An 18965-nucleotide genomic window follows, 5' to 3' on the forward strand; every position below is an offset into this window, starting at 1 on the left:
GCGATTGTCGCATGAAGAATAATCGCCGTCGGCTCTTCTGCACGGGGTAATTTATGCGGACAATCGGCGCCTTTGCCAACGGGAGCCTGGAATGCCTGAACTGAAAACCCGCTGGGATATTTTTTGCACCGTGGTCGACAACTTCGGCGACATCGGCGTGACCTGGCGACTGGCCCGGCAACTGGTGGCCGAACATGGGCTGGCGGTGCGTCTGTGGGTCGATGATCTGCGAGCGTTCGAGCGCCTGTGTCCGCCAATCGACATCCACGCTGCGCAGCAATGGCAGCAAGGCGTCGAAGTGCGCCAATGGCCAGCCGAGTGGCAACGGACCGAAGCCGCCGATGTGGTGATTGCTGCATTTGCCTGCCAATTGCCGAGCGCCTACATGGACGCCATGGTCGAACGGGAAAAGATTCCGCTGTGGATGAACCTCGACTACCTGAGTGCCGAGGACTGGGTGATCGGCTGTCACGGTTTGCCCTCGGTGAAGTACAAAAGCGTACAGAAGTTCTTTTTCTTCCCGGGTTTCCAGAAGGGCACTGGCGGATTGTTGCGTGAGCGCGGGTTGCTTGAGCGTCGTCGGCAATTTCAGCAGGACCCGCAAGCTCAAAGAGAATTCCTGCACGGTTTAGGAATTGATCCTGCACCCGGCGCACAGTTGATCTCATTGTTCGCCTACGAAAACACCGGGCTGGCCAGTTGGCTCGATGCGATGGCTGGCGATTCGACGGCCACTCACCTGCTGGTACCGGAAGGGCGGATTCTCGGCGACGTCGAGCGTTGGCTCGGTGTGCAGGGGCTGGCGGCCGGTGCCGTGCATGTGCGTGACGCCTTGACCGTGCAAGTGCTGCCATTCGTCCGCCAGGACCAATACGACGGGTTGCTGTGGTGCTGCGATTTCAATGCCGTGCGTGGCGAAGATTCCTTTGTGCGCGCTCAATGGGCGGGGCGGCCATTCCTCTGGCACATCTACCGGCAGGAAGAAGATATCCATCTGGACAAGCTCGAAGCTTTCCTCGAACTCTATGTGAAGGGGCTATCGGACCCTGCGCGAGAGGCGATCAGCGGTCTCTGGCGGGCCTGGAACGCCGGTGAAAAAATGCCCGACCACTGGCAATCCACTTGTAAACACTGGCCAGAGCTGGAAAAACACGCCGAAGCGTGGTGTCTGGAACAGGCCTTGCAGGCCGATCTTGCCACGGCGCTGGTACAGTTTTATGGAAATTGGATATGATACGCGGCCTAGATTTTTGTAAATCCCATCCAAATTCGGATATTCGCAATGAAAACTGGTAAAGAACTCAAACCCGGTACCGTGATCCGTATCGACAACGATCCTTGGCTGGTTCAGAAAGCTGAATTCACCAAGTCCGGTCGTAACAGCGCGATCATGAAGACCAAGCTGAAGAACCTGCTGACCGGCTACAAGACCGAAACCGTATACGGTGCGGACGACAAGCTGGACGACGTGATCCTCGACCGTAAGGAAGCGACCCTGTCCTTCATCAGCGGCGACTCCTACACGTTCATGGACACCACCGACTACACCATGTACGAGCTGAACGCCGAAGACATCGAAAGCGTTCTGCCATTCGTGGAAGAAGGCATGACCGACGTTTGCGAAGCCGTATTCTTCGAAGGCCGTCTGGTTTCCGTAGAGCTGCCGACCACCATCGTGCGTCAGATTGACTACACCGAAGGTTCCGCTCGCGGCGATACTTCCGGCAAGGTAATGAAGCCTGCCAAACTGAAGAACGGTACCGAGCTGTCGGTTGCTGACTTCATCGAAATCGGCGACATGATCGAGATCGATACCCGCGAAGGCGGTTCCTACAAAGGCCGTGCCAAATAAGCACTGCTTGAGGAATGAAAAAGCCCGACCATTGAGTCGGGCTTTTTTGTGCCTGCGATTTCGGGTTCAACCAAAAAACCTGTGGGAGCGAGCTTGCTCGCGATGGCGTCCGAGCATTCAACAAAGGTGTTGCCTGACAGTCCGCTATCGCGAGCAAGCTCGCTCCCACAGTTTTATTTCAGGTGCTGTTTCAACTCTTCAGACGCCTGCAACATCGCCGAACGCACCGCTGGCACCTGGCTCACCACGTTGAGCAGACCGTAGTCGTGGATCATGCCGTTGTAGCGCACCGAGGTCACCGGCACTCCGGCTTCATCTAGTTTGCGGGCGTAGGCTTCGCCTTCGTCGCGCAACACATCGGCACCGGCGGTCTGTACCAGCGCTGGCGGCAACCCTTTCAACTGGGCAGTGGTTGCGCGCAGGGGTGAGGCGTAGATCTCGTTACGCTGGTTGGCGTCGGTGGTGTAGTTGTCCCAGAACCACTTCATCGCATTTTTGCTGAGGAAGTACCCTTCGGCAAACTGGTTGTAGGACGCGGTTTCGAAGTTGGCATCCGTCACCGGCCACAGCAACACCTGGAACTTGATCGCCGGGGTTCCCTTGTCCTTGGCCATCAGCGCAACCACGGCCGCCATGTTGCCGCCGACACTGTTGCCGGCTACCGCCAGGCGCTTGCCATCGACGTTGATCTCCTTGCCGTGCTCGGCCACCCATTTTGTCGCGGCGTAAGCCTGGTTGATCGCCACCGGGTAATGGGCTTCCGGCGACGGCGTGTAGTTCACGAACACGGCCGCTGCCCCCGACCCCGTCACCAGGTCACGCACCAGCCGCTCGTGGGTCGGGAAGTCCCCCAGTACCCAGCCGCCGCCGTGGAAGAACATGAACACGGGCAGTTCACCCTTGACCCCGGCCGGCCGGACGATGGTCAGGTTCAGCGGTTGGCCGTCGACTTGAATGGTCTTCTGGCTGACATCGGCTTTTGGCAGTGTCAGTTTCACCCCGGCCTGCGCGCCCGTCAGCACGGCGCGGGCGTCTTTCGGGCTGAGTTGTTCAAGTGGCTTGCCGGTACCGGCATTCAGCACATCGAGAAACGCCTGGGTGTTGTGTTCAACCCCATCACTTGCGAACGCACCGTTGATCGACAGAGCGAGAAGGGTACCGGTCAAGACTTTGCTGAAAGTGTTCATGTTCGTTTCCTGTTCGGGCCTGGGAAGTCGGCGCTTAGACGGTTACGTGCAGGCGCACATCGACGTTGCCACGGGTGGCATTGGAGTACGGGCAGACCTGGTGGGCGGCGTCGACCAGTGCCTGGGCATCGGCTTGTTCAAGACCCGGCAGGCTAATGTGCAGGTCGATGTCCAGGCCGAAACCGCCAGGAATCTGGCCGATGCCGACATGGGCGGTGATCGAAGCGTCGCTCGGGATGCTGCGCTTGGTCTGGCTGGCGACGAATTTCAGAGCGCCGATGAAGCAGGCGGAGTAGCCGGCGGCGAACAGTTGCTCAGGGTTGGTGGCTGCGCCGCCGGCACCGCCGAGTTCTTTCGGCGTGGCGAGTTTGACGTCGAGGATGTTGTCGCTGGAAACCGCACGACCGTCACGGCCACCGGTGGAAGTTGCGATTGCGGTGTAGAGAGTTTGCATGGTGAAAGCCTCGTTCAGGGGTTTGATTTTTTGCGCTAAATGTTTGCGCGCTAAGTAAGTGCGAAATGAATGTATCGCGCCAATGTTTAGTGCGCAAGATAAATTTTCAAAGAAATTTGAAAAAACCAAAGGGCAGCGAGACGGTTATGCTCGCAAGTGTTGACTTAGAGCTATCGGTGGGGGGCAGTCTGTTTTTTCAGGAGCAGGTGACGAGCCCGAGTTTCTGGTAGGCCGCAAAGCTACTGTGGGGGCGAGCCTGCTCGCGATTGCGGTGTGTCAGTCAACATCTATGTTGAATGTGACATTGCATTCGCGAGCAGGCTCGCTCCCACAGTGGGGGGGGAATTACAGGCTGTCCTGCAGGTGACGACGCAGTGTTTGCAACTCCGCTTGCAGGTTTTGCAGGCGCTCCAGTGTCATCCCGCTGGCGCCGAGGATGCATTGGGGAATATCACGTGCCTTGTCGCGCAACGCCCGGCCCTGTTCGGTGAGCTCGACGATCACCACGCGTTCATCTTCGCGGCTGCGGGTTCGGCTGAGCAGGCCTTCGGCCTCCAGGCGCTTGAGCAGTGGCGTCAAGGATCCGGGGTCGGTCAGCAATCGCGTGCTGATTTCGCCTACCGTCAAACCGTCCTTTTCCCACAACACCATCATTGCCAGGTATTGCGGGTAGGTCAGGCCCAGCGCTTGCAGCAGGGGCTTGTAGACCTTGGTCATCATCAGCGAAGTGGAGTGCAGGGCGAAGCAGGCCTGGTTATCCAGCAGCAGGTTGTCGCAGTTGTCCGGGGTGTTGCGCTCGGTGCTCATGTCGAAGCCTTGATCTGTGATCTTTGGAATCTAGCGGGCGAATCTTTAATGCGCCAGATAATTTTGATCAGTGCCGTTGCAAATGGGTTTGCAACAGCAGATCCCAGGGCGGAACCGGGCTGAAGCGGGTTTTCAGGTACTCCAGCAACAAGCGGCTACGGGAGTTGGGTTGTTGTTCCAGGCGCAAGGCATAGATGCCGGCGTTTTCCGGTTTCGGCAGGCCGCTGTCGCAGAACAGCGGCAGCAACTCACCCCGCAACAGGTACTCGCTGGCCAGCCAGGTCGGCAGGTGCGCGATACCCAATCCGGCCAATGCGCCGCATACCAGCGCCTCGGCATTGTTGGCGCTCATGCGCACCCGCGCCGGTCGATGCAACTGCATGTGCCCGTCCCGTTCGAAACGCCAGGCGAAGAGCGGGGCCAGGCCATCCCAATCAAGGCCGTCGTGTTCAATCAGCTGTGACGGATCGGTCGGCACGCCGCGTCGGCGCAAATAGTCAGGGCTGGCGCAGGCAATACGCACCATGCTCGCCAGTGGCGTGGCCACCAGCCGGGTGTCGGCCAATTGTCCGGCGCGCAGCACCAGATCGACCTTGCCGAGGTTCTGGCCCTGCATGTCGACGAAACTGTCGATCAGGTGCAGTTGCACATCGAGTCCCGGATAGAGCATGAGGAAATCGGCAATCACCGGTGCCAGGTGCCGGCGCCCAAAGGCTGCTGGCGCATCGATACGAATCAGGCCTTCCGGCGCGCTGCTCAAGGACACCGCCTCGGCCCGGGCCAGGCGCAACTCGGCGACGATCCGCCGTGCTCGCTCGGCGAAGGCCAATCCTGCCGGGGTAGCGCGCACCGCATGCGTGCTGCGGATGAACAGTTGACTGCCGACCGCGTTTTCCAGGCTGTCTATACGCCGTGCCACGGCCGAAGGGGTCATCGGATGACGGCGTGAGGCGGCGGAAAAACTGCCGGTTTCCAGTACATCGAGGAATAAAGCCAGTTGGTCGGTCAGTTGATTAGGATTCATGGCAAGTCTGCGCTTGTGCGAATTTGGCACAGCCATTGTGCGTCGCTGTGCGTTTCCGTGCCATCAGCAACTGCGTAGGATCAATGGCGTGATGTAAGGAGAAATCGGCCGTGATTGAGTTTCTGATGTACCTGGTGTTCGGTGCCGCCCTGGGCACGCTTGGTGGTTTGTTCGGCATCGGCGGTGGCCTGATTGCCATTCCACTGTTGGGCGTGCTGTTCGGGCTCGACCAGCAGATCGCCCAAGGCACGGCATTGGTGATGGTCGTGCCGAACGTGATGCTGGCGCTGTGGCGCTACCATCAGCGCAACCGGATCGAGCTGCGCCACGCGCTACCTTTGGCCCTCATGGGGTTCTGCTTCGCCTGGCTCGGGTCGATCTGGGCGGTGGGCATCGATGCTCGAACCATGCGCATAGGTTTTGTCGGGTTTCTGATCGCACTGTCGGCGTACAACCTTGTTCGCATGTTCGCCGCACACACCACGGCGACGTCACAGATGAACTACTCATGGCCCTGGCTGGGCGTGCTTGGCGCTGCATCAGGCACAATGGGCGGGTTGTTCGGCGTGGGAGGCGCGGTGGTGGCGACACCGGTGCTGACCAGTCTGTTCGGCACCAGCCAGGTGGTTGCGCAGGGGTTGTCGTTGGCGCTGGCCTTGCCGAGCACGGGGGTAACGCTGGTGACTTATGCCGTGCACCATCAGGTCAACTGGGGGATCGGCTTACCCCTGGCGGTCGGGGGGCTGATGAGCATCAGTTGGGGCGTGAAGGTTGCCCACGCCTTGCCGGAGCGGTTGCTGCGCGGGCTGTTTTGCGGGTTCCTGGTGTTCTGTGCGGTGACGCTCGCTTTCAAAGTTTGAAGCCATCAATGATGTGGTCGGCCAGGCACTCGGTGATCGGTGACGGGTTATGCAGGTTGCGCACGAGCATGATGCTGGCCTCGGGCAGCAACGGCAGATCCTCGGCTTCACCCAGAATGCGCATGTCCGCGGTGATCAGGCTTTCAAGCTGCGCGGTCACTGCCAGGCCGGCGCTGACCACGGCCATGATCGCCGACAGGCTGTCGCTGTTGTACGCCACCCGGTAATCGCGCCCCCGGGCATCCAGGGCATTGCAGGCCCACTGGCGGCAGAAGCAATCGCTGTTGAACATCGCCAGCGGCAGCGGCGTCTGTTCGTGGGCGCTGTAGCATTGCGCCTCGGCCCAGACAAAACGTTCCTTGCGCAACAACTGGCCGATTTCGCTGCCCGGTTCGCGGGTCACGATGGACAGGTCCAGGTCCTGGCGCATCAACAGCTGTTTCGATGATTCGCAGTGCACTTCGATCTGGATCAACGGATAGGACTGGGCAAACCGGCGCAGAATCCCCGGGAGAAATCGCATCACATAATCGTCCGGCGTGCCGATGCGCACCGTGCCGACCATGTCGGGCTCACGCAGGGTATTGAAGACCTCGCTGTGCAGCTTGAGGATCCGCCGCGCATAGCCCAGCAGCACCTGGCCTTCGGCCGTCAGCCGCACCTGCCGTCCGTCGCGCTGGAACAACTGGCGCTGCAGCACATCTTCTTCCAGTCGTTTCATCTGCATGCTGACGGCTGACTGGGTGCGGTTGACCAATTCGCCGGCGCGGGTAAAGCCGCCCTGGTCGGCGATGGCGACGAAGGTGCGCAGCACTTCGGTATCGATACTCGGGTAGGCCGACATTCATCAATCTCCGAGATATGTGACATCAGAAACATTCGTTGGATTGATCTTAGACCCGGCGCGAGACTGGAGCCATCCAAACGGAGGGCAACAAGATGAAAGGTCAACATGAGTTCCACGGTGCGGAAAAACACTCCATTCACCTGATATCCGATCTGCTGCACAAGGTCGGCCGCTGGTACGAACTGCATCGCGAGCGCGAACTGCTGGCGAGCTTGAGCGACGAGGCGCTCAAGGACATCGGCATGAGTCGTGCGGATGTGGAGAACGAGTCGATCAAACCGTTCTGGAGCGACCCGATGCATAAATGATCCGATCAATAAATGATGAATGCCACGCTACACAAACCCCTTACCGGTGAGGTAGGTTGCGAGCAGACAAGGAGATGCCCATGCCCGCAACATTGTCCTTTACCCTCAAACAGGCTCGGCGTCTGGCGCTGGCCGCCCAAGGGTTCAACGGGCGGCAGTCGCCAGCGGCGATCAAGGCTGTTGCGCTCAACCGACTGATCGAACGGCTAGGCATTTTGCAGATCGATTCGGTCAATGCAGTGGTGCGTTCGCACTACCTTCCGCTGTTCTCCCGCCTCGGCCATTACTCCTCCGACTTGCTCGACCAGGCTGCCTGGAGCCAGGGCCGGCGTCGGACACTCTTTGAGTATTGGGGCCATGAAGCCTCGTTGTTACCGCTTTCCCTGTACCCGCTGATGCGTTGGCGCATGCAGCGAGCGAGCCGTGGCGAAGACATCTATCAGCAATTGGCGCGTTTTGGGCGTGAGCAGCAAGACACGATTCGTCGCGTGCTGGCATCGGTCGAGCAGCAGGGCGCGCTGGGTGCCGGGAGTCTGTCGACCCGCCAGGAGCGCGCCGGGCCCTGGTGGGACTGGAGTGCGGAAAAGCATGCGCTGGAATGGCTGTTCGCTGCCGGCGAAGTGACCGTTGCTGGACGGCGCGGGTTCGAAAGGCTCTACGATTTGCCGGAGCGGGTGATTCCCTCGGCGGTGCTTGCGCAGCCCGTCCTGGATGAAGCTGACGCCCAGCGCGGCCTGTTACGGCATGCGGCAACGGCCTTGGGTGTCGGTACGGAGAAGGACTTGCGAGACTATTTCCGCCTGAACCCTGCGGACAGTCGTCCACGTTTGGCCGAGTTGGTCGAGGCCGGTGAATTGCTGACCTGCGAAGTCCAGGGCTGGCGACAACCGGCCTATTGCCTGCCCGAGCCGAAGGTGCCGCGCAAAGTCGCGGCCAGTGCCTTGCTCTCGCCGTTCGATTCGCTGATCTGGGAGCGCAGCCGTACGGAGCGGCTGTTTGATTTCCGTTATCGGCTGGAAATCTACACGCCGCAGGACAAGCGCGTTTACGGCTATTACGTGCTGCCGTTTCTGCACAACGAACGGATTGCCGCACGGGTCGATCTGCGTGCCGAGCGTGCGGCGGGTCGTTTGGCTGTGCATGCGGTGCATGAAGAAGAAACGGGACTGGATGAGGAGGGGATGCTGGCGTTGGCGGTCAATCTGCGGCAGATGGCGGATTGGCTGGGGCTGGCGCAGGTTCAGTTGAACTGCCCGCGGGCGAGTGCGGCAAGGTTGCGGGTGGCATTCACACAATTTGAAGGTGACTGAAGCCCTGCTTTTGTAGGAGCTGCCGCAGGCTGCGATCTTTTGATCTTGAAAAAACAAAAGATCGCAGCCTGCGGCAGCTCCTACAGTTATCGTTTATCGACGAACCTGCTTCAGGGTTTCAGCAATCAAAAACGCCAGTTCCAGCGACTGATCGGCATTCATCCGCGGGTCGCAATGGGTGTGGTAGCGATCCGACAAACCGTCCTCGGTAATCGGCCGCGCCCCCCCGATGCACTCGGTAACGTTCTGCCCGGTCATTTCGATATGGATACCACCGGCATAACTGCCTTCGGCTTCGTGCACCTGGAAGAACTGCTTCACCTCGCCAAGGATCTGCGCGAAGTCGCGGGTCTTGTAGCCGCTGCTGGCCTTGATGGTGTTGCCGTGCATGGGGTCGGAACTCCACAGCACCTGCTTGCCTTCTCGTTGGACGGCACGGATCAGTTGCGGCAAGTGATCGCCGACCTTGTTCGCGCCCATCCGTGCGATCAGGTTCAGGCGGCCCGGATCGTTGTCCGGGTTGAGCACGTCGATCAGGCGAATCAGGTCGTCGGGGTTCATGCTCGGGCCGACCTTGACCCCGATCGGGTTGTTCACCCCGCGCAGGAATTCGACGTGGGCGCCGTCGAGCTGGCGGGTGCGGTCGCCGATCCACAGCATGTGCGCCGAGCAATCGTAGTAATCGTTGGTCAGGCTGTCGCGACGCACGAAAGCTTCTTCGTAGTTCAGCAGCAGCGCTTCGTGGGCGGTGAAGAAACTGGTTTCGCGCAGCTGCGGCGAACTGTCCATGCCGCAGGCGCGCATGAACGCCAGGGTTTCATCGATACGATCGGCCAGGTGGCTGTATTTTTCCGCCAGCGCCGAGTTGGCGATGAAGTCCAGGTTCCACTTGTGCACCTGATGCAGATCGGCAAAACCGCCCTGGGCGAACGCACGCAGCAGGTTCAGGGTGGCGGTGGACTGGTGATAGGACTGCAACAGGCGCTCGGGGTCCGGCACGCGGCTTTTTTCGTCGAAACCGATGCCATTGACGATGTCGCCACGGTAGGCGGGCAGCGTCACGCCATCGATGGTTTCGTCGTTGGCCGAACGCGGCTTGGCGAACTGCCCGGCCATGCGCCCGACCTTGACCACCGGGCAGCCGGCGGCAAAAGTCATCACGATGGCCATCTGCAGCAACACCTTGAAGGTGTCGCGGATTTTTGCCGCGGAGAATTCGGCGAAGCTTTCGGCGCAGTCGCCACCTTGCAACAGAAACGCGCGGCCCTGGGTCACCTCGGCAAACTGACGGCGCAACTCACGGGCTTCACCGGCAAACACCAGCGGCGGATAGCTGGCCAGGGTCTGCTCGACCTGCTGCAAATGCGCGGCGTCGGGGTATCGGGGTTGTTGCTGGATCGGCAGGGCGCGCCAGCTGTCAGGGCTCCAGGGTTGGCTCATCACGGTCTCTAGTGTTTTCGCTCGGACGTCCATGTTATCAGCAAATTAGTGCGTGACCTGTTCCCGTCGCATCGCTGACAATCTCGCCTTTGCCGCTCTCTGCACGCGGTGTTATTGCGTTGCCGGCCCCGGTAACGGTCAGGAGATGAAATGACTGAGGAACGCGTCGAGCATCTGCTCGCCGAGGTACAGGACGAGTTCGGTGTGATTCGTGTGCTGGAAGTGGCCGATTACCGTTTTCTCGAGTTCGGTGATGCCATCGAGCAAAGCTGCGTGTTCACCGCCGATCCGAGCTGGCTCGAGTACGACTATACCCGGGCGATGCTGATCGGCGCGCTGTGCCATGAACTACCCGAAAGCGCACTGTTTCTCGGTCTCGGCGCCGGTACGTTGACCCAGGCCTGCCTCAAGTTCCTGCCGCTGGAAGATGTCGAAGCCATCGAGCTGCGCCCGGACGTGCCGCGCCTGGCCATTGAGTATCTGGGGCTGGATGACGATCCACGCCTGTACATCCGCGTTGGCGATGCGCTGGAATTGCTGGATAGCGCAGAATCGGCGGACCTGATTTTCGTCGACCTTTATACCGATGTCGGCCCCGGTGTCGGGCATCTGGCCTGGAACTTCCTGGAAAACTGCCAGAAGCGATTGAATCCGGGTGGCTGGCTGGTGATCAATCAGTGGGCGACCGACGATGGCAAACCCCTGGGCGCCGCCTTGTTGCGCGGTTTGTATCACCGCCACTATTGGGAATTGCCGGTGAAGGAGGGCAACGTGATCCTGATCGTGCCTTCTGAGCTGGATCAGGATCTGGACATGGCCGGCCTGATCGCCCGCGCCGAAGCGCTGGCGCCACGGTTGGGGTATTCGCTGGATTCGTTGATCAAGTGCATTCGCCGGGCTACCTGATTAATTGATTGTCTGGACTGGCCCCTTCGCGGGCAAGCCCGCTCCCACATTTGAACGCGATCCCCTGTGGGAGCGGGCTTGCTCGCGAAGGGGCCATCAAAGCCAAAAATTAAAATCAAATCCCTTTGAAGACCCCAGGCCGCCGCTCCACCATCGACCGCACACCTTCCTTGACGTCCTCGCTAGCCATCAACTTCTTCACCAGCAGCGGCAACGCCTGTGCCGCCGCGGTTTCCCCTTCATAGCGGGCCTGTCGCGCAGACATCAGTGTCGCTTGAACGCCGAGCGGCGCCTGACGGGCGATCCGTTCGGCCAGTTCAATCGCCCGGGGCAGCAAGTCCTCGCTGGCCATGACCTCCTGCACCAGGCCCAGGTGCAAGGCGTCACGGGCGTCGAACTCATCCCCGGTCAACAGCCAGCGCATGGCATTGCCCCAGCCGGCCACCTGATGCAGACGCAGGGTGGCACCGCCGAACGGGAAGATCCCGCGTTGCACTTCCATCTGCGCGAACCGGGTGTTGCTGGCGCACAGGTTGATGTCGGCGGCCAGCATCAGCTCGATGCCGATGGTCAGGCAATAACCCTGGGCGGCGACAATCACCGGTTTGCTGACCCTGGGACCGGCGAACACCGCCCACGGATCACAGCCGCCGGGTGGAACCTGCCAGCCATCTGCCAGTGTGACGCTGGCATTGACCAGATCGAGCCCGGCGGTAAAGTGCTCGCCATGAGCGAACACCACCGCCACCCGCGCTTCGCTGTCGGCCTCGAATTCGCCATAGGCCAGGCTCAGCGCGTTGAGCAGGTCGAGATCGAAGGCGTTGCGCTTGGCCACCCGATCCAGACCGATCAGGAACACATGGCCGCGCCGTTCGCGGCTGACTCGACTGGAGCTGGACTGATTCATGGAGCGGTCCTCGGGGGTGGGAAAGGCGTGCGGGGACCTGCGGTCTGCACGGTAAGGGGTGAACCGTTTTAGCGCCATCACCCGCAAGGCCGGGCCTTTGAAAAATAGACGGCTCACCGATTATTCGCAAAGCCTGTGACACAACGGTGTATCCGGTGGATTTCCGATAAAAAAAGCTCCCTTTTTTGACGAATTCCGGTATAGTGCGCGCCGGCCTTTAACCGGGCCGCGTTTAGGTAGCGCAATTCCCCGAAGCCAGCTTCGGCTGCACGTCCGCCCAGCGGACTCTTCCTTGACGATTCTTTTCATTCATTCGTTTTCGCAAATCCCCGCCGACAAAGCTGCCAGGGCGACTCTTGAGTCTCAACACGGCATGTGCAGCTTTGGAGCATGGGTCTTTGCGGATGCACTTAGAGGCAGACCCATGACCCAGGAAATCGGCGGCTTCGCCGCTCTTGAACTTCATCCAAATATTGTCGCTGCAGTAGTCGCTACCGGCTATGAAGAGCCTTCGGCCATTCAGCAGCAGTCGATCCCGATCATTCTCGCCGGTCACGATATGATTGGTCAGGCGCAAACCGGTACCGGTAAAACCGCTGCCTTTGCCCTGCCAATTCTGCACCGCATTGATCCGTCCAAGCGCGAGCCGCAAGCTCTGATCCTGGCCCCAACTCGTGAGTTGGCGCTACAAGTTGCAACCGCTTTCGAAACCTACGCCAAGCAAATGCCGGGCGTGACTGTTGTGGCTGTCTACGGCGGCGCGCCGATGGGCCCACAACTGAAAGCAATCCGTAATGGCGCACAAATCGTTGTCGCCACTCCGGGCCGTCTGTGCGACCACCTGCGTCGCGACGAAAAAGTACTGGCGACCGTGAACCACCTGGTTCTCGACGAAGCCGACGAAATGCTCAAGCTGGGCTTCATGGACGACCTGGAAGTCATCTTCAAGGCCATGCCGGAAACCCGTCAGACCGTACTGTTCTCGGCAACCCTGCCTCAGTCGATCCGTGCCATCGCCGAACGCCACCTGCGCGATCCGAAGCACGTCAAGATTCAGAGCAAGACCCAGACCGTTACCGCGATCGAGCAGGCTCACCTGCTGGTTCACGCTGACCAGAAGACTTCGGCCGTTCTCAGCTTGCTGGAAGTGGAAGATTTCGACGCCCTGATCATGTTCGTGCGCACCAAGCAAGCGACCCTGGACCTGGCCAGTGCCCTGGAAGCCAAAGGCTACAAAGCCGCTGCGCTGAACGGTGACATCGCCCAGAACCAGCGTGAGCGCGTGATCGACTCCCTCAAGGATGGCCGTCTGGACATCGTTGTGGCGACCGACGTTGCCGCTCGTGGCCTGGACGTTCCGCGCATCACTCACGTGTTCAACGTTGACATGCCGTACGATCCGGAGTCCTACGTTCACCGTATCGGCCGTACCGGCCGTGCCGGTCGCGAAGGTCGTGCATTGCTGCTGGTGACTCCGCGTGAGCGCCGCATGCTGCAAGTGATCGAGCGTGTAACCGGTCAAAAGGTTGCTGAAGTTCGCCTGCCAGACGCTCAAGCTGTTCTGGATGCGCGCATCAAGAAACTGACCAACAGCCTGTCGCCGCTGGTGGCTGAAGCCGAATCGACCCACGGTGATCTGCTCGATCGCCTGACCGCCGACATCGGTTGCAGCCCGCGTGCCCTGGCCGCAGCCCTGCTGCGCAAGGCAACCAACGGTCAAGCGCTGAACCTGGCCGCTATCGAGAAAGAGCGTCCACTGGTGCCGAACAATGCACCGCGTGGCGATCGTCCAGAGCGTTCCGGTGATCGTCCTGAGCGTGGCGACCGCGAGCGTCGTGCTCCGATGCCACTGGGCGAAGGCCGTGCACGTTGCCGTACCGCGCTGGGCGCGCGTGACGGTATCGCTGCCAAGAACCTGCTGGGCGCCATCCTCAACGAAGGTGGTCTGGCGCGTGAAGCGATTGGTCGCATCCAGGTGCGTGACAGCTTCAGCCTCGTCGAGCTGCCGGAAGATGGTCTGGAGAAGTTGCTGACCAAGCTGAAGGACACTCGCGTTGCCGGCAAGCAGTTGAAGCTGCGTCGCTACCGCGAAGATTGATCCGCTCTCGAGCTGATTGATCGAACATGAAAAATCCCCGACTGGTTCGGGGATTTTTTTTGCCTGAAAAAAAGATCGCAGCCTGCGGCAGCTCCTACAGGGGATCGCATTCCTCCGTAGGAGCTGCCGAAGGCTGCGATCTTTTGCTTGGCTAGCCGAAACGATAGATGTCCATGCCCAGTGCGCCCATGGTGAACCCCTGATGGGCAATGCTGAACGGCCCACCGGCGGCGCGTGCGAAGTACAGCGGCAACAGGTGTTCGTCGCTGGGGTGATTGCGCGCGGCATGGGGGGCCTGAGCGCGGTAGTCATGCAGTGCGGCTTCGTCGTTCGCTGCGAGTTTCTCGATCATCCAGTCGCGAAACGCCAGCGCCCAGGGCTCAACGCTCTCGGGGCCGGCATGCCAGTCCAGCTCCCGCAGGTTGTGAGTGATGCTGCCGGAGCCGATCAACAGGACGCCGTGCTCGCGCAGGCTGGCCAGCGCGTGGCCAACGCGGGTCTGTAGAGCAGGGCCGGCCCGGGTGGGCAGCGAAACCTGGACAATCGGGATGTCTGCTTGCGGGTACATCAGCGATAAAGGCACCCAGACGCCATGGTCGAAAGGCCGATTGCTGTCGATGCGCGCAGGAAAGCCAGCGGTTATCAGTAGTTCGGTAACCTCTGCGGCGAGTTGCGGGTCGCCGGGTGCCGGGTACTGGACCTCGAACAGGGCTTTGGGGAATCCACCGAAGTCATGCCAGGTTTCAGGCTGCGGATTGCCGCTGACCAGCAGCTCGTTGCTTTCCCAGTGCGCAGACACAATCACGATGGCTTTGGGCCTGGGTATCTCGGTGGCCAGGCGGGCGAGTGCCGGTCCACTGGCACCGGGTTCCAGGGCGAGCATGGGGGAGCCGTGGGATATGTACAGGCTGGGGAACATGAATGAGCTCCTGAGAGTTAAGATGCAACATCTTCAGTCAGATCATTAATCTAAATCTAATATAAGTTTTAGGGTGTTTTGATCGAATTTTCGGGGTTATTTATGCAGCCGGAGTTTTGGCACAAGAAATGGGCGGCGAATCAGATCGGCTTTCACCTGCCACAGGTGAACCCTTATCTGAAACGGTTCTGGCCAGCGTTAAGCCTTGAAGAGGGGGCACGCGTGTTGGTGCCGTTATGTGGAAAAAGCCTGGATTTGCTTTGGCTCGCCCATCAAGGTCATGAGGTCCTGGGCGTCGAGCTGTCGGAAAAAGCCATCGAGGAGTTTTTCAGCGAGCATGGCTTTGATCCGGCCGTCAGTGAGCAGGGGCCTTTCAAGGTCTATCGGGCAGGTTCCATCGAGCTTTGGTGCGGCGATTTCTTTGAGCTGACGGCCGGCGATGTTGCCGATTGCTCCGCGCTTTATGATCGCGCGGCGTTGATCGCGTTGCCGACGGAAATGCGAGAGCGCTATGCCGCCCATTTGAAGCGGATTCTGCCGAGGGAGTCCCTTGGCCTGCTGATTACCCTGGACTATGACCAGGCGCAAATGCCCGGTCCGCCGTTTGCTGTGCTCGATGATGAGGTGCGGCGGTTGTTCGGGGACTCATGGGCGCTGAAGATCCTGGAAGATCAGGACGTGTTGAGCGAGAGCGGGAAGTTCCTGGAGGCGGGTGTGACGCGACTTGAGGAGCGGGTGTATCGGGTTTCCAGTCAGTAATTAGTTGTTAGTCCAGGCCTCTTCGCGGGCAAGCCCGCTCCCACAATGATCTGTGGCGTTCACAGATCCTGTGGGAGCGGGCTTGCCCGCGAAGAGGCCCTGAAACGCACCGAAGTATTCAAGCAGACAAAAAAAGGCCCGCATCGCTGCGGGCCTTTTCATTTGCGGTGGAACCTCTTAGCCGCGGCGACGAGCCAGGGCGTCGATGCGTTCTTCCAGTGGTGGGTGGCTCATGAACATGCGAGCGAACCCTTGCTTGATGCCACCATTGATGCCGAAAGCGTTCAGGGTGTCGGGCATGTGCACCGGCAGGCCTTGTTCCGCCCGCAGGCGTTGCAGGGCGCCAATCATCGCGGCGGTGCCGGCCAGGTTTGCACCGGCTTCGTCGGCACGGAATTCGCGCTTGCGCGAGAACCACATGACGATGGCGCTGGCCAGGATGCCCAGAACCAGTTCGGCGAAGATGGTCGCCACGTAGTAGGCAATGCCCTGGCCTTCTTCGTTCTTGAAGATCACCTTGTCGACGAAATTGCCGATGATCCGGGCGAAGAACATCACGAAGGTGTTCACCACGCCCTGGATCAGCGCCAGGGTAACCATGTCGCCATTGGCCACGTGGCCGATTTCGTGGGCCAGGACGGCTTTGACTTCATCGGGCGAAAAACGCTCGAGCAAGCCCTGGCTCACGGCGACCAGTGCGTCGTTCTTGTTCCAGCCGGTGGCGAAGGCGTTCGCCTCGTAGGCGGGGAAAATACCGACTTCGGGCATCTTGATCCCGGCTTCGCGGGACAGTTGCTCGACGGTTTGCAGCAGCCATTGCTCGTGACGGGTGCGTGGCTGGGTGATGATCTGGGTGCTGGTGCTCATCTTCGCCATCCACTTGGAGATGAACAGCGAGAACAGTGAACCGGCGAAACCAAAGACCGCACAGAAAATCAGCAGCTGATTGAGGTTGAGGTCAACCCCATTGGCCGCCATGAACCCGTTGAAGCCGAAAAGGCTCAGGGTGATGCTGGCAATCAGCACGACCGCCAGGTTAGTGGCCAAGAACAGCAGGATGCGCATCATGGTTGTAGAAATCTCCTCATGCTAAAGATGTAGCGTACTGCGGGGTATATAAGGTGCTGCACCGGGGTATTCAACCGGGTGACTATTTCAAACTGTGTCCTACGGCAATAGTCTAGCTGCTTGCAGGGCATTTCCGACGCGAGTGCAGGAAGTGTTTGTCAGTCAATTCATGTCGAACGCCCCGCCTTTGTTAGGCGCGAGCAGGCACGGCGTTGTCCGGCAGCGGGCAAAACGACTGCCAGTGACGCAATGCAAACAAATGTTGCCGGATGAAAATCACCGTGCGACGCGCAGGCGTGTCGCACGGTGGCGGGCACTTACTGGCGGTAGGACTTGAGGAAGCCGCCGATGCGTCCGATGGCCATCTCCAGGTCATCGACCCGTGGCAGGGTCACGACGCGGAAGTGGTCTGGCCATGGCCAGTTGAATGCGGTGCCTTGAACCACCAGCAGCTTTTCGGAGAGCAGCAGGTCGAGGACGAATTTCTCGTCGTTGTGGATCGGGCAGACTTTCGGGTCGATGCGCGGGAATGCGTACAGCGCGCCCATCGGCTTGACGCAGCTCACGCCAGGAATGTCGTTGAGCAGTTCCCAGGTGCGGTTGCGCTGTTCGAGCAGTCGACCTTGTGGCAGCACCAGGTCATTGATGCTCTGGTAGCCGCCCAGGGCGGTCTGGATCGCATGCTGGCTCGGCACGTTGGCGCACAGGCGCATGTTCGCCAGCATGTCGATGCCTTCGATGTAGCTCTGGGCGTGGTGTTTCGGACCGGAAATGGCGATCCAGCCGGAACGGAAACCGGCCACGCGATAGGACTTGGACAGACCGTTGAAGGTCAGGCACAGCAGGTCCGGCGCCAGGGAGGCGGTGCAGATGTGCACGGCATCGTCGTAGAGGATCTTGTCGTAGATTTCGTCGGAGAACACCACCAGGTTGTGCTGGCGGGCCAGTTCCAGCATCCCCAGCAGCACTTCCTTCGAATACACAGCGCCAGTCGGGTTGTTCGGGTTGATGATCACCAGGGCCTTGGTGTTCGGCGTGATCTTGGCCTTGATGTCGGCCAGGTCTGGCCACCAGTTGGCTTGCTCGTCGCACAGGTAATGCACCGGATTGCCGCCGGACAGGCTCACGGCGGCGGTCCATAGCGGGTAGTCAGGTGCAGGCACCAGCACTTCGTCGCCATTGTTGAGCAGGGCCTGCATCGACATCACGATCAGTTCGGAAACACCATTGCCCAGGTAGATGTCTTCAATGCCGACGCCTTCTACCTGCTTTTGCTGGTAATACTGCATCACGGCCTTGCGCGCACTGAACAGGCCCTTGGAGTCACTATAGCCCTGGGCGGTCGGCAGGTTGCGGATCACGTCCTGGAGGATTTCATCCGGCGCTTCGAAACCAAAAGGCGCCGGGTTGCCGATGTTCAGCTTGAGGATGCGATGGCCTTCCTCTTCCAGGCGCTTGGCGTGCTTGAGCACCGGGCCGCGAATGTCGTAGCAGACGTTGGCGAGCTTGTTCGATTTGCTGACCTGCATGGCGATGTGTTCCCGAAAATGAACGATCCAGACGGCGTTTGGACAGCCGTGCTGGGAATCCTGCGTATTCACACAGGCCCGGCGCCTTGAGATGCAGCACCCATATTTCCGTTTGAATGCGCGTGGTCTGGCTGCCAGACTGGCGTTTTACGAGGCGCAATCATACGTGCCGCCCGATCCGTGGAAAAGGTACAGATCGGGCTTTTTCAGCCGCTGAGGTGTGATGATGGAAAAGTTGGAAAAAACCCTGGAAGAATGGAAGGCGATGCTCGATCCAGAGCAGTACAACGTGTGCCGCCTCAAAGGCACCGAACGGCCGTTTTCCGGTAAATACAACGCCACCAAAACCGACGGTGTCTACCACTGCATCTGCTGTAGCGAACCGCTGTTCGACTCCAGGACCAAATTCGATTCCGGCTGCGGCTGGCCGAGTTTCTACGCGCCGATCGGCGACAGCGCCATGACCGAGATCCGTGATGTCAGCCACGGCATGATCCGCACCGAAGTGGTCTGCGCCAAATGCGACGCGCACCTGGGGCATGTTTTCCCTGATGGTCCGCCGCCGACAGGCCTGCGTTATTGCATCAACTCGGTGTGCCTGGACCTGGTTCCTCGCGACTGATCCGAAGCGAGCGGACCATGCGCTGAACCTGTAGGAGCTGCCGCAGGCTGCGATCTTTTGATTTTGTT

The 18965-nt window shown here is 60.0% G+C and carries 19 protein-coding genes; 9 read left to right on the forward strand and 10 right to left on the reverse strand.

All coding sequences use genetic code 11. The annotated features are described in order from the left end of the window. The first annotated feature begins 91 nt into the window (after positions 1–91). Positions 92–1234 (forward strand): elongation factor P maturation arginine rhamnosyltransferase EarP, encoded by a 1143-nt coding sequence (earP, locus tag KW838_RS15140; protein ID WP_102700335.1) that lies wholly within the window; start codon positions 92–94, stop codon positions 1232–1234. A 48-nt stretch (positions 1235–1282) separates the two neighbouring features. Next, positions 1283–1852, forward strand: a complete 570-nt coding sequence (locus KW838_RS15145) for an elongation factor P (protein WP_017134022.1) — start codon at positions 1283–1285, stop codon at positions 1850–1852. Between the two features lie 173 nt (positions 1853–2025). Here the strand turns inward: KW838_RS15145 and KW838_RS15150 are convergent, their stop codons facing one another. From KW838_RS15150 to KW838_RS15165, 4 genes are all read right to left on the reverse strand, one after another. Then, positions 2026–3039, reverse strand: a complete 1014-nt coding sequence (locus KW838_RS15150) for an alpha/beta hydrolase (RefSeq protein ID WP_102700336.1) — start codon at positions 3037–3039, stop codon at positions 2026–2028. 34 nt (positions 3040–3073) lie between these two features. Next, the gene (locus tag KW838_RS15155; protein WP_007973539.1) at positions 3074–3493 is read right to left on the reverse strand and encodes an organic hydroperoxide resistance protein; all 420 of its coding nucleotides are present in this window, start codon (positions 3491–3493) and stop codon (positions 3074–3076) included. Positions 3494–3838: 345 nt separating this feature from the next. Further along, a complete protein-coding gene (locus tag KW838_RS15160; RefSeq protein WP_218479695.1) occupies positions 3839–4300 on the reverse strand; it encodes a MarR family winged helix-turn-helix transcriptional regulator in 462 nt (153 codons plus the stop codon). Positions 4301–4367: 67 nt separating this feature from the next. After that, entirely contained in the window at positions 4368–5324 is a 957-nt protein-coding gene (locus KW838_RS15165; RefSeq protein WP_218501468.1) for a LysR family transcriptional regulator, read from the reverse strand. 125 nt (positions 5325–5449) lie between these two features. On the opposite strand from KW838_RS15165, the gene KW838_RS15170 reads away from it, so the two are divergent. Next, positions 5450–6184, forward strand: coding sequence for a sulfite exporter TauE/SafE family protein (locus tag KW838_RS15170; RefSeq protein WP_102700348.1), 735 nt, complete (start codon positions 5450–5452; stop codon positions 6182–6184). On the opposite strand, the gene KW838_RS15175 is transcribed toward KW838_RS15170, so the two are convergent. Beyond that, positions 6174–7028 carry a LysR substrate-binding domain-containing protein gene (locus KW838_RS15175; RefSeq protein ID WP_102700339.1) on the reverse strand — a complete coding sequence of 285 codons (855 nt, stop codon included), beginning with the start codon at positions 7026–7028 and terminating at the stop codon, positions 6174–6176. The genes KW838_RS15170 and KW838_RS15175 overlap by 11 nt on opposite strands. A 95-nt stretch (positions 7029–7123) precedes the next feature. Here KW838_RS15175 and KW838_RS15180 point away from each other — a divergent pair, with 95 nt between their 5' ends. After that, positions 7124–7339: a DUF1127 domain-containing protein gene (locus KW838_RS15180; protein WP_007973532.1), complete on the forward strand. Its 216-nt coding sequence runs from the start codon at positions 7124–7126 to the stop codon at positions 7337–7339. Between the two features lie 80 nt (positions 7340–7419). Next, on the forward strand, positions 7420–8649 hold the full coding sequence (locus KW838_RS15185; RefSeq protein ID WP_218501469.1) for a winged helix-turn-helix domain-containing protein: 1230 nt from the start codon (positions 7420–7422) through the stop codon (positions 8647–8649). 93 nt (positions 8650–8742) lie between these two features. Here the strand turns inward: KW838_RS15185 and KW838_RS15190 are convergent, their stop codons facing one another. Next, positions 8743–10089, reverse strand: coding sequence for a class II 3-deoxy-7-phosphoheptulonate synthase (locus KW838_RS15190; protein WP_007973530.1), 1347 nt, complete (start codon positions 10087–10089; stop codon positions 8743–8745). A gap of 150 nt (positions 10090–10239) precedes the next feature. On the opposite strand from KW838_RS15190, the gene KW838_RS15195 reads away from it, so the two are divergent. After that, complete coding sequence (locus tag KW838_RS15195; RefSeq protein WP_218501470.1) at positions 10240–10995, forward strand: spermidine synthase; 756 nt, start codon at positions 10240–10242, stop codon at positions 10993–10995. Positions 10996–11110: 115 nt separating this feature from the next. On the opposite strand, the gene KW838_RS15200 is transcribed toward KW838_RS15195, so the two are convergent. Then, the gene (locus tag KW838_RS15200) at positions 11111–11902 is read right to left on the reverse strand and encodes a crotonase/enoyl-CoA hydratase family protein (RefSeq protein ID WP_218501471.1); all 792 of its coding nucleotides are present in this window, start codon (positions 11900–11902) and stop codon (positions 11111–11113) included. A 424-nt stretch (positions 11903–12326) separates the two neighbouring features. Between KW838_RS15200 and KW838_RS15205 the strand changes: the two genes are divergently transcribed. Then, on the forward strand, positions 12327–14000 hold the full coding sequence (locus KW838_RS15205) for a DEAD/DEAH box helicase (RefSeq protein ID WP_007973525.1): 1674 nt from the start codon (positions 12327–12329) through the stop codon (positions 13998–14000). 151 nt (positions 14001–14151) lie between these two features. On the opposite strand, the gene KW838_RS15210 is transcribed toward KW838_RS15205, so the two are convergent. Continuing rightward, positions 14152–14919 carry a class III extradiol ring-cleavage dioxygenase gene (locus KW838_RS15210; protein WP_218501472.1) on the reverse strand — a complete coding sequence of 256 codons (768 nt, stop codon included), beginning with the start codon at positions 14917–14919 and terminating at the stop codon, positions 14152–14154. 102 nt (positions 14920–15021) lie between these two features. On the opposite strand from KW838_RS15210, the gene KW838_RS15215 reads away from it, so the two are divergent. After that, positions 15022–15678, forward strand: coding sequence for a thiopurine S-methyltransferase (locus KW838_RS15215; protein WP_102700345.1), 657 nt, complete (start codon positions 15022–15024; stop codon positions 15676–15678). 177 nt (positions 15679–15855) lie between these two features. On the opposite strand, the gene htpX is transcribed toward KW838_RS15215, so the two are convergent. After that, entirely contained in the window at positions 15856–16746 is an 891-nt protein-coding gene (gene htpX / locus KW838_RS15220; RefSeq protein WP_007973520.1) for a protease HtpX, read from the reverse strand. Between the two features lie 317 nt (positions 16747–17063). Beyond that, entirely contained in the window at positions 17064–18275 is a 1212-nt protein-coding gene (locus KW838_RS15225) for a pyridoxal phosphate-dependent aminotransferase (protein ID WP_007973513.1), read from the reverse strand. A 226-nt stretch (positions 18276–18501) separates the two neighbouring features. On the opposite strand from KW838_RS15225, the gene msrB reads away from it, so the two are divergent. Then, a complete protein-coding gene (gene msrB / locus KW838_RS15230; RefSeq protein ID WP_007973511.1) occupies positions 18502–18897 on the forward strand; it encodes a peptide-methionine (R)-S-oxide reductase MsrB in 396 nt (131 codons plus the stop codon). Positions 18898–18965: the final 68 nt, after the last annotated feature.

The sequence above is a fragment of the Pseudomonas sp. PDM27 genome, assembly GCF_019219205.1.
GTDB classification, from domain to species: Bacteria; Pseudomonadota; Gammaproteobacteria; order Pseudomonadales; family Pseudomonadaceae; genus Aquipseudomonas; species Aquipseudomonas laurylsulfatiphila.

What these genes read in the sequence shown, in the direction of transcription:
- KW838_RS15175 (WP_102700339.1), bottom strand. Translation starts at nt 7,028, where the DNA reads ATGTCGGCCTACCCGAGTATCGATACCGAAGTGCTGCGCACCTTCGTC.
- KW838_RS15165 (WP_218501468.1), bottom strand. Translation starts at nt 5,324, where the DNA reads ATGAATCCTAATCAACTGACCGACCAACTGGCTTTATTCCTCGATGTA.
- KW838_RS15200 (WP_218501471.1), bottom strand. Translation starts at nt 11,902, where the DNA reads ATGAATCAGTCCAGCTCCAGTCGAGTCAGCCGCGAACGGCGCGGCCAT.
- htpX (WP_007973520.1), bottom strand. Translation starts at nt 16,746, where the DNA reads ATGATGCGCATCCTGCTGTTCTTGGCCACTAACCTGGCGGTCGTGCTG.
- KW838_RS15150 (WP_102700336.1), bottom strand. Translation starts at nt 3,039, where the DNA reads ATGAACACTTTCAGCAAAGTCTTGACCGGTACCCTTCTCGCTCTGTCG.
- KW838_RS15155 (WP_007973539.1), bottom strand. Translation starts at nt 3,493, where the DNA reads ATGCAAACTCTCTACACCGCAATCGCAACTTCCACCGGTGGCCGTGAC.
- KW838_RS15210 (WP_218501472.1), bottom strand. Translation starts at nt 14,919, where the DNA reads ATGTTCCCCAGCCTGTACATATCCCACGGCTCCCCCATGCTCGCCCTG.
- KW838_RS15190 (WP_007973530.1), bottom strand. Translation starts at nt 10,089, where the DNA reads ATGAGCCAACCCTGGAGCCCTGACAGCTGGCGCGCCCTGCCGATCCAG.
- earP (WP_102700335.1), top strand. Translation starts at nt 92, where the DNA reads ATGCCTGAACTGAAAACCCGCTGGGATATTTTTTGCACCGTGGTCGAC.
- KW838_RS15225 (WP_007973513.1), bottom strand. Translation starts at nt 18,275, where the DNA reads ATGCAGGTCAGCAAATCGAACAAGCTCGCCAACGTCTGCTACGACATT.
- KW838_RS15205 (WP_007973525.1), top strand. Translation starts at nt 12,327, where the DNA reads ATGACCCAGGAAATCGGCGGCTTCGCCGCTCTTGAACTTCATCCAAAT.
- KW838_RS15170 (WP_102700348.1), top strand. Translation starts at nt 5,450, where the DNA reads ATGTACCTGGTGTTCGGTGCCGCCCTGGGCACGCTTGGTGGTTTGTTC.
- KW838_RS15160 (WP_218479695.1), bottom strand. Translation starts at nt 4,300, where the DNA reads ATGAGCACCGAGCGCAACACCCCGGACAACTGCGACAACCTGCTGCTG.
- KW838_RS15145 (WP_017134022.1), top strand. Translation starts at nt 1,283, where the DNA reads ATGAAAACTGGTAAAGAACTCAAACCCGGTACCGTGATCCGTATCGAC.
- msrB (WP_007973511.1), top strand. Translation starts at nt 18,502, where the DNA reads ATGGAAAAGTTGGAAAAAACCCTGGAAGAATGGAAGGCGATGCTCGAT.
- KW838_RS15185 (WP_218501469.1), top strand. Translation starts at nt 7,420, where the DNA reads ATGCCCGCAACATTGTCCTTTACCCTCAAACAGGCTCGGCGTCTGGCG.
- KW838_RS15180 (WP_007973532.1), top strand. Translation starts at nt 7,124, where the DNA reads ATGAAAGGTCAACATGAGTTCCACGGTGCGGAAAAACACTCCATTCAC.
- KW838_RS15195 (WP_218501470.1), top strand. Translation starts at nt 10,240, where the DNA reads ATGACTGAGGAACGCGTCGAGCATCTGCTCGCCGAGGTACAGGACGAG.
- KW838_RS15215 (WP_102700345.1), top strand. Translation starts at nt 15,022, where the DNA reads ATGCAGCCGGAGTTTTGGCACAAGAAATGGGCGGCGAATCAGATCGGC.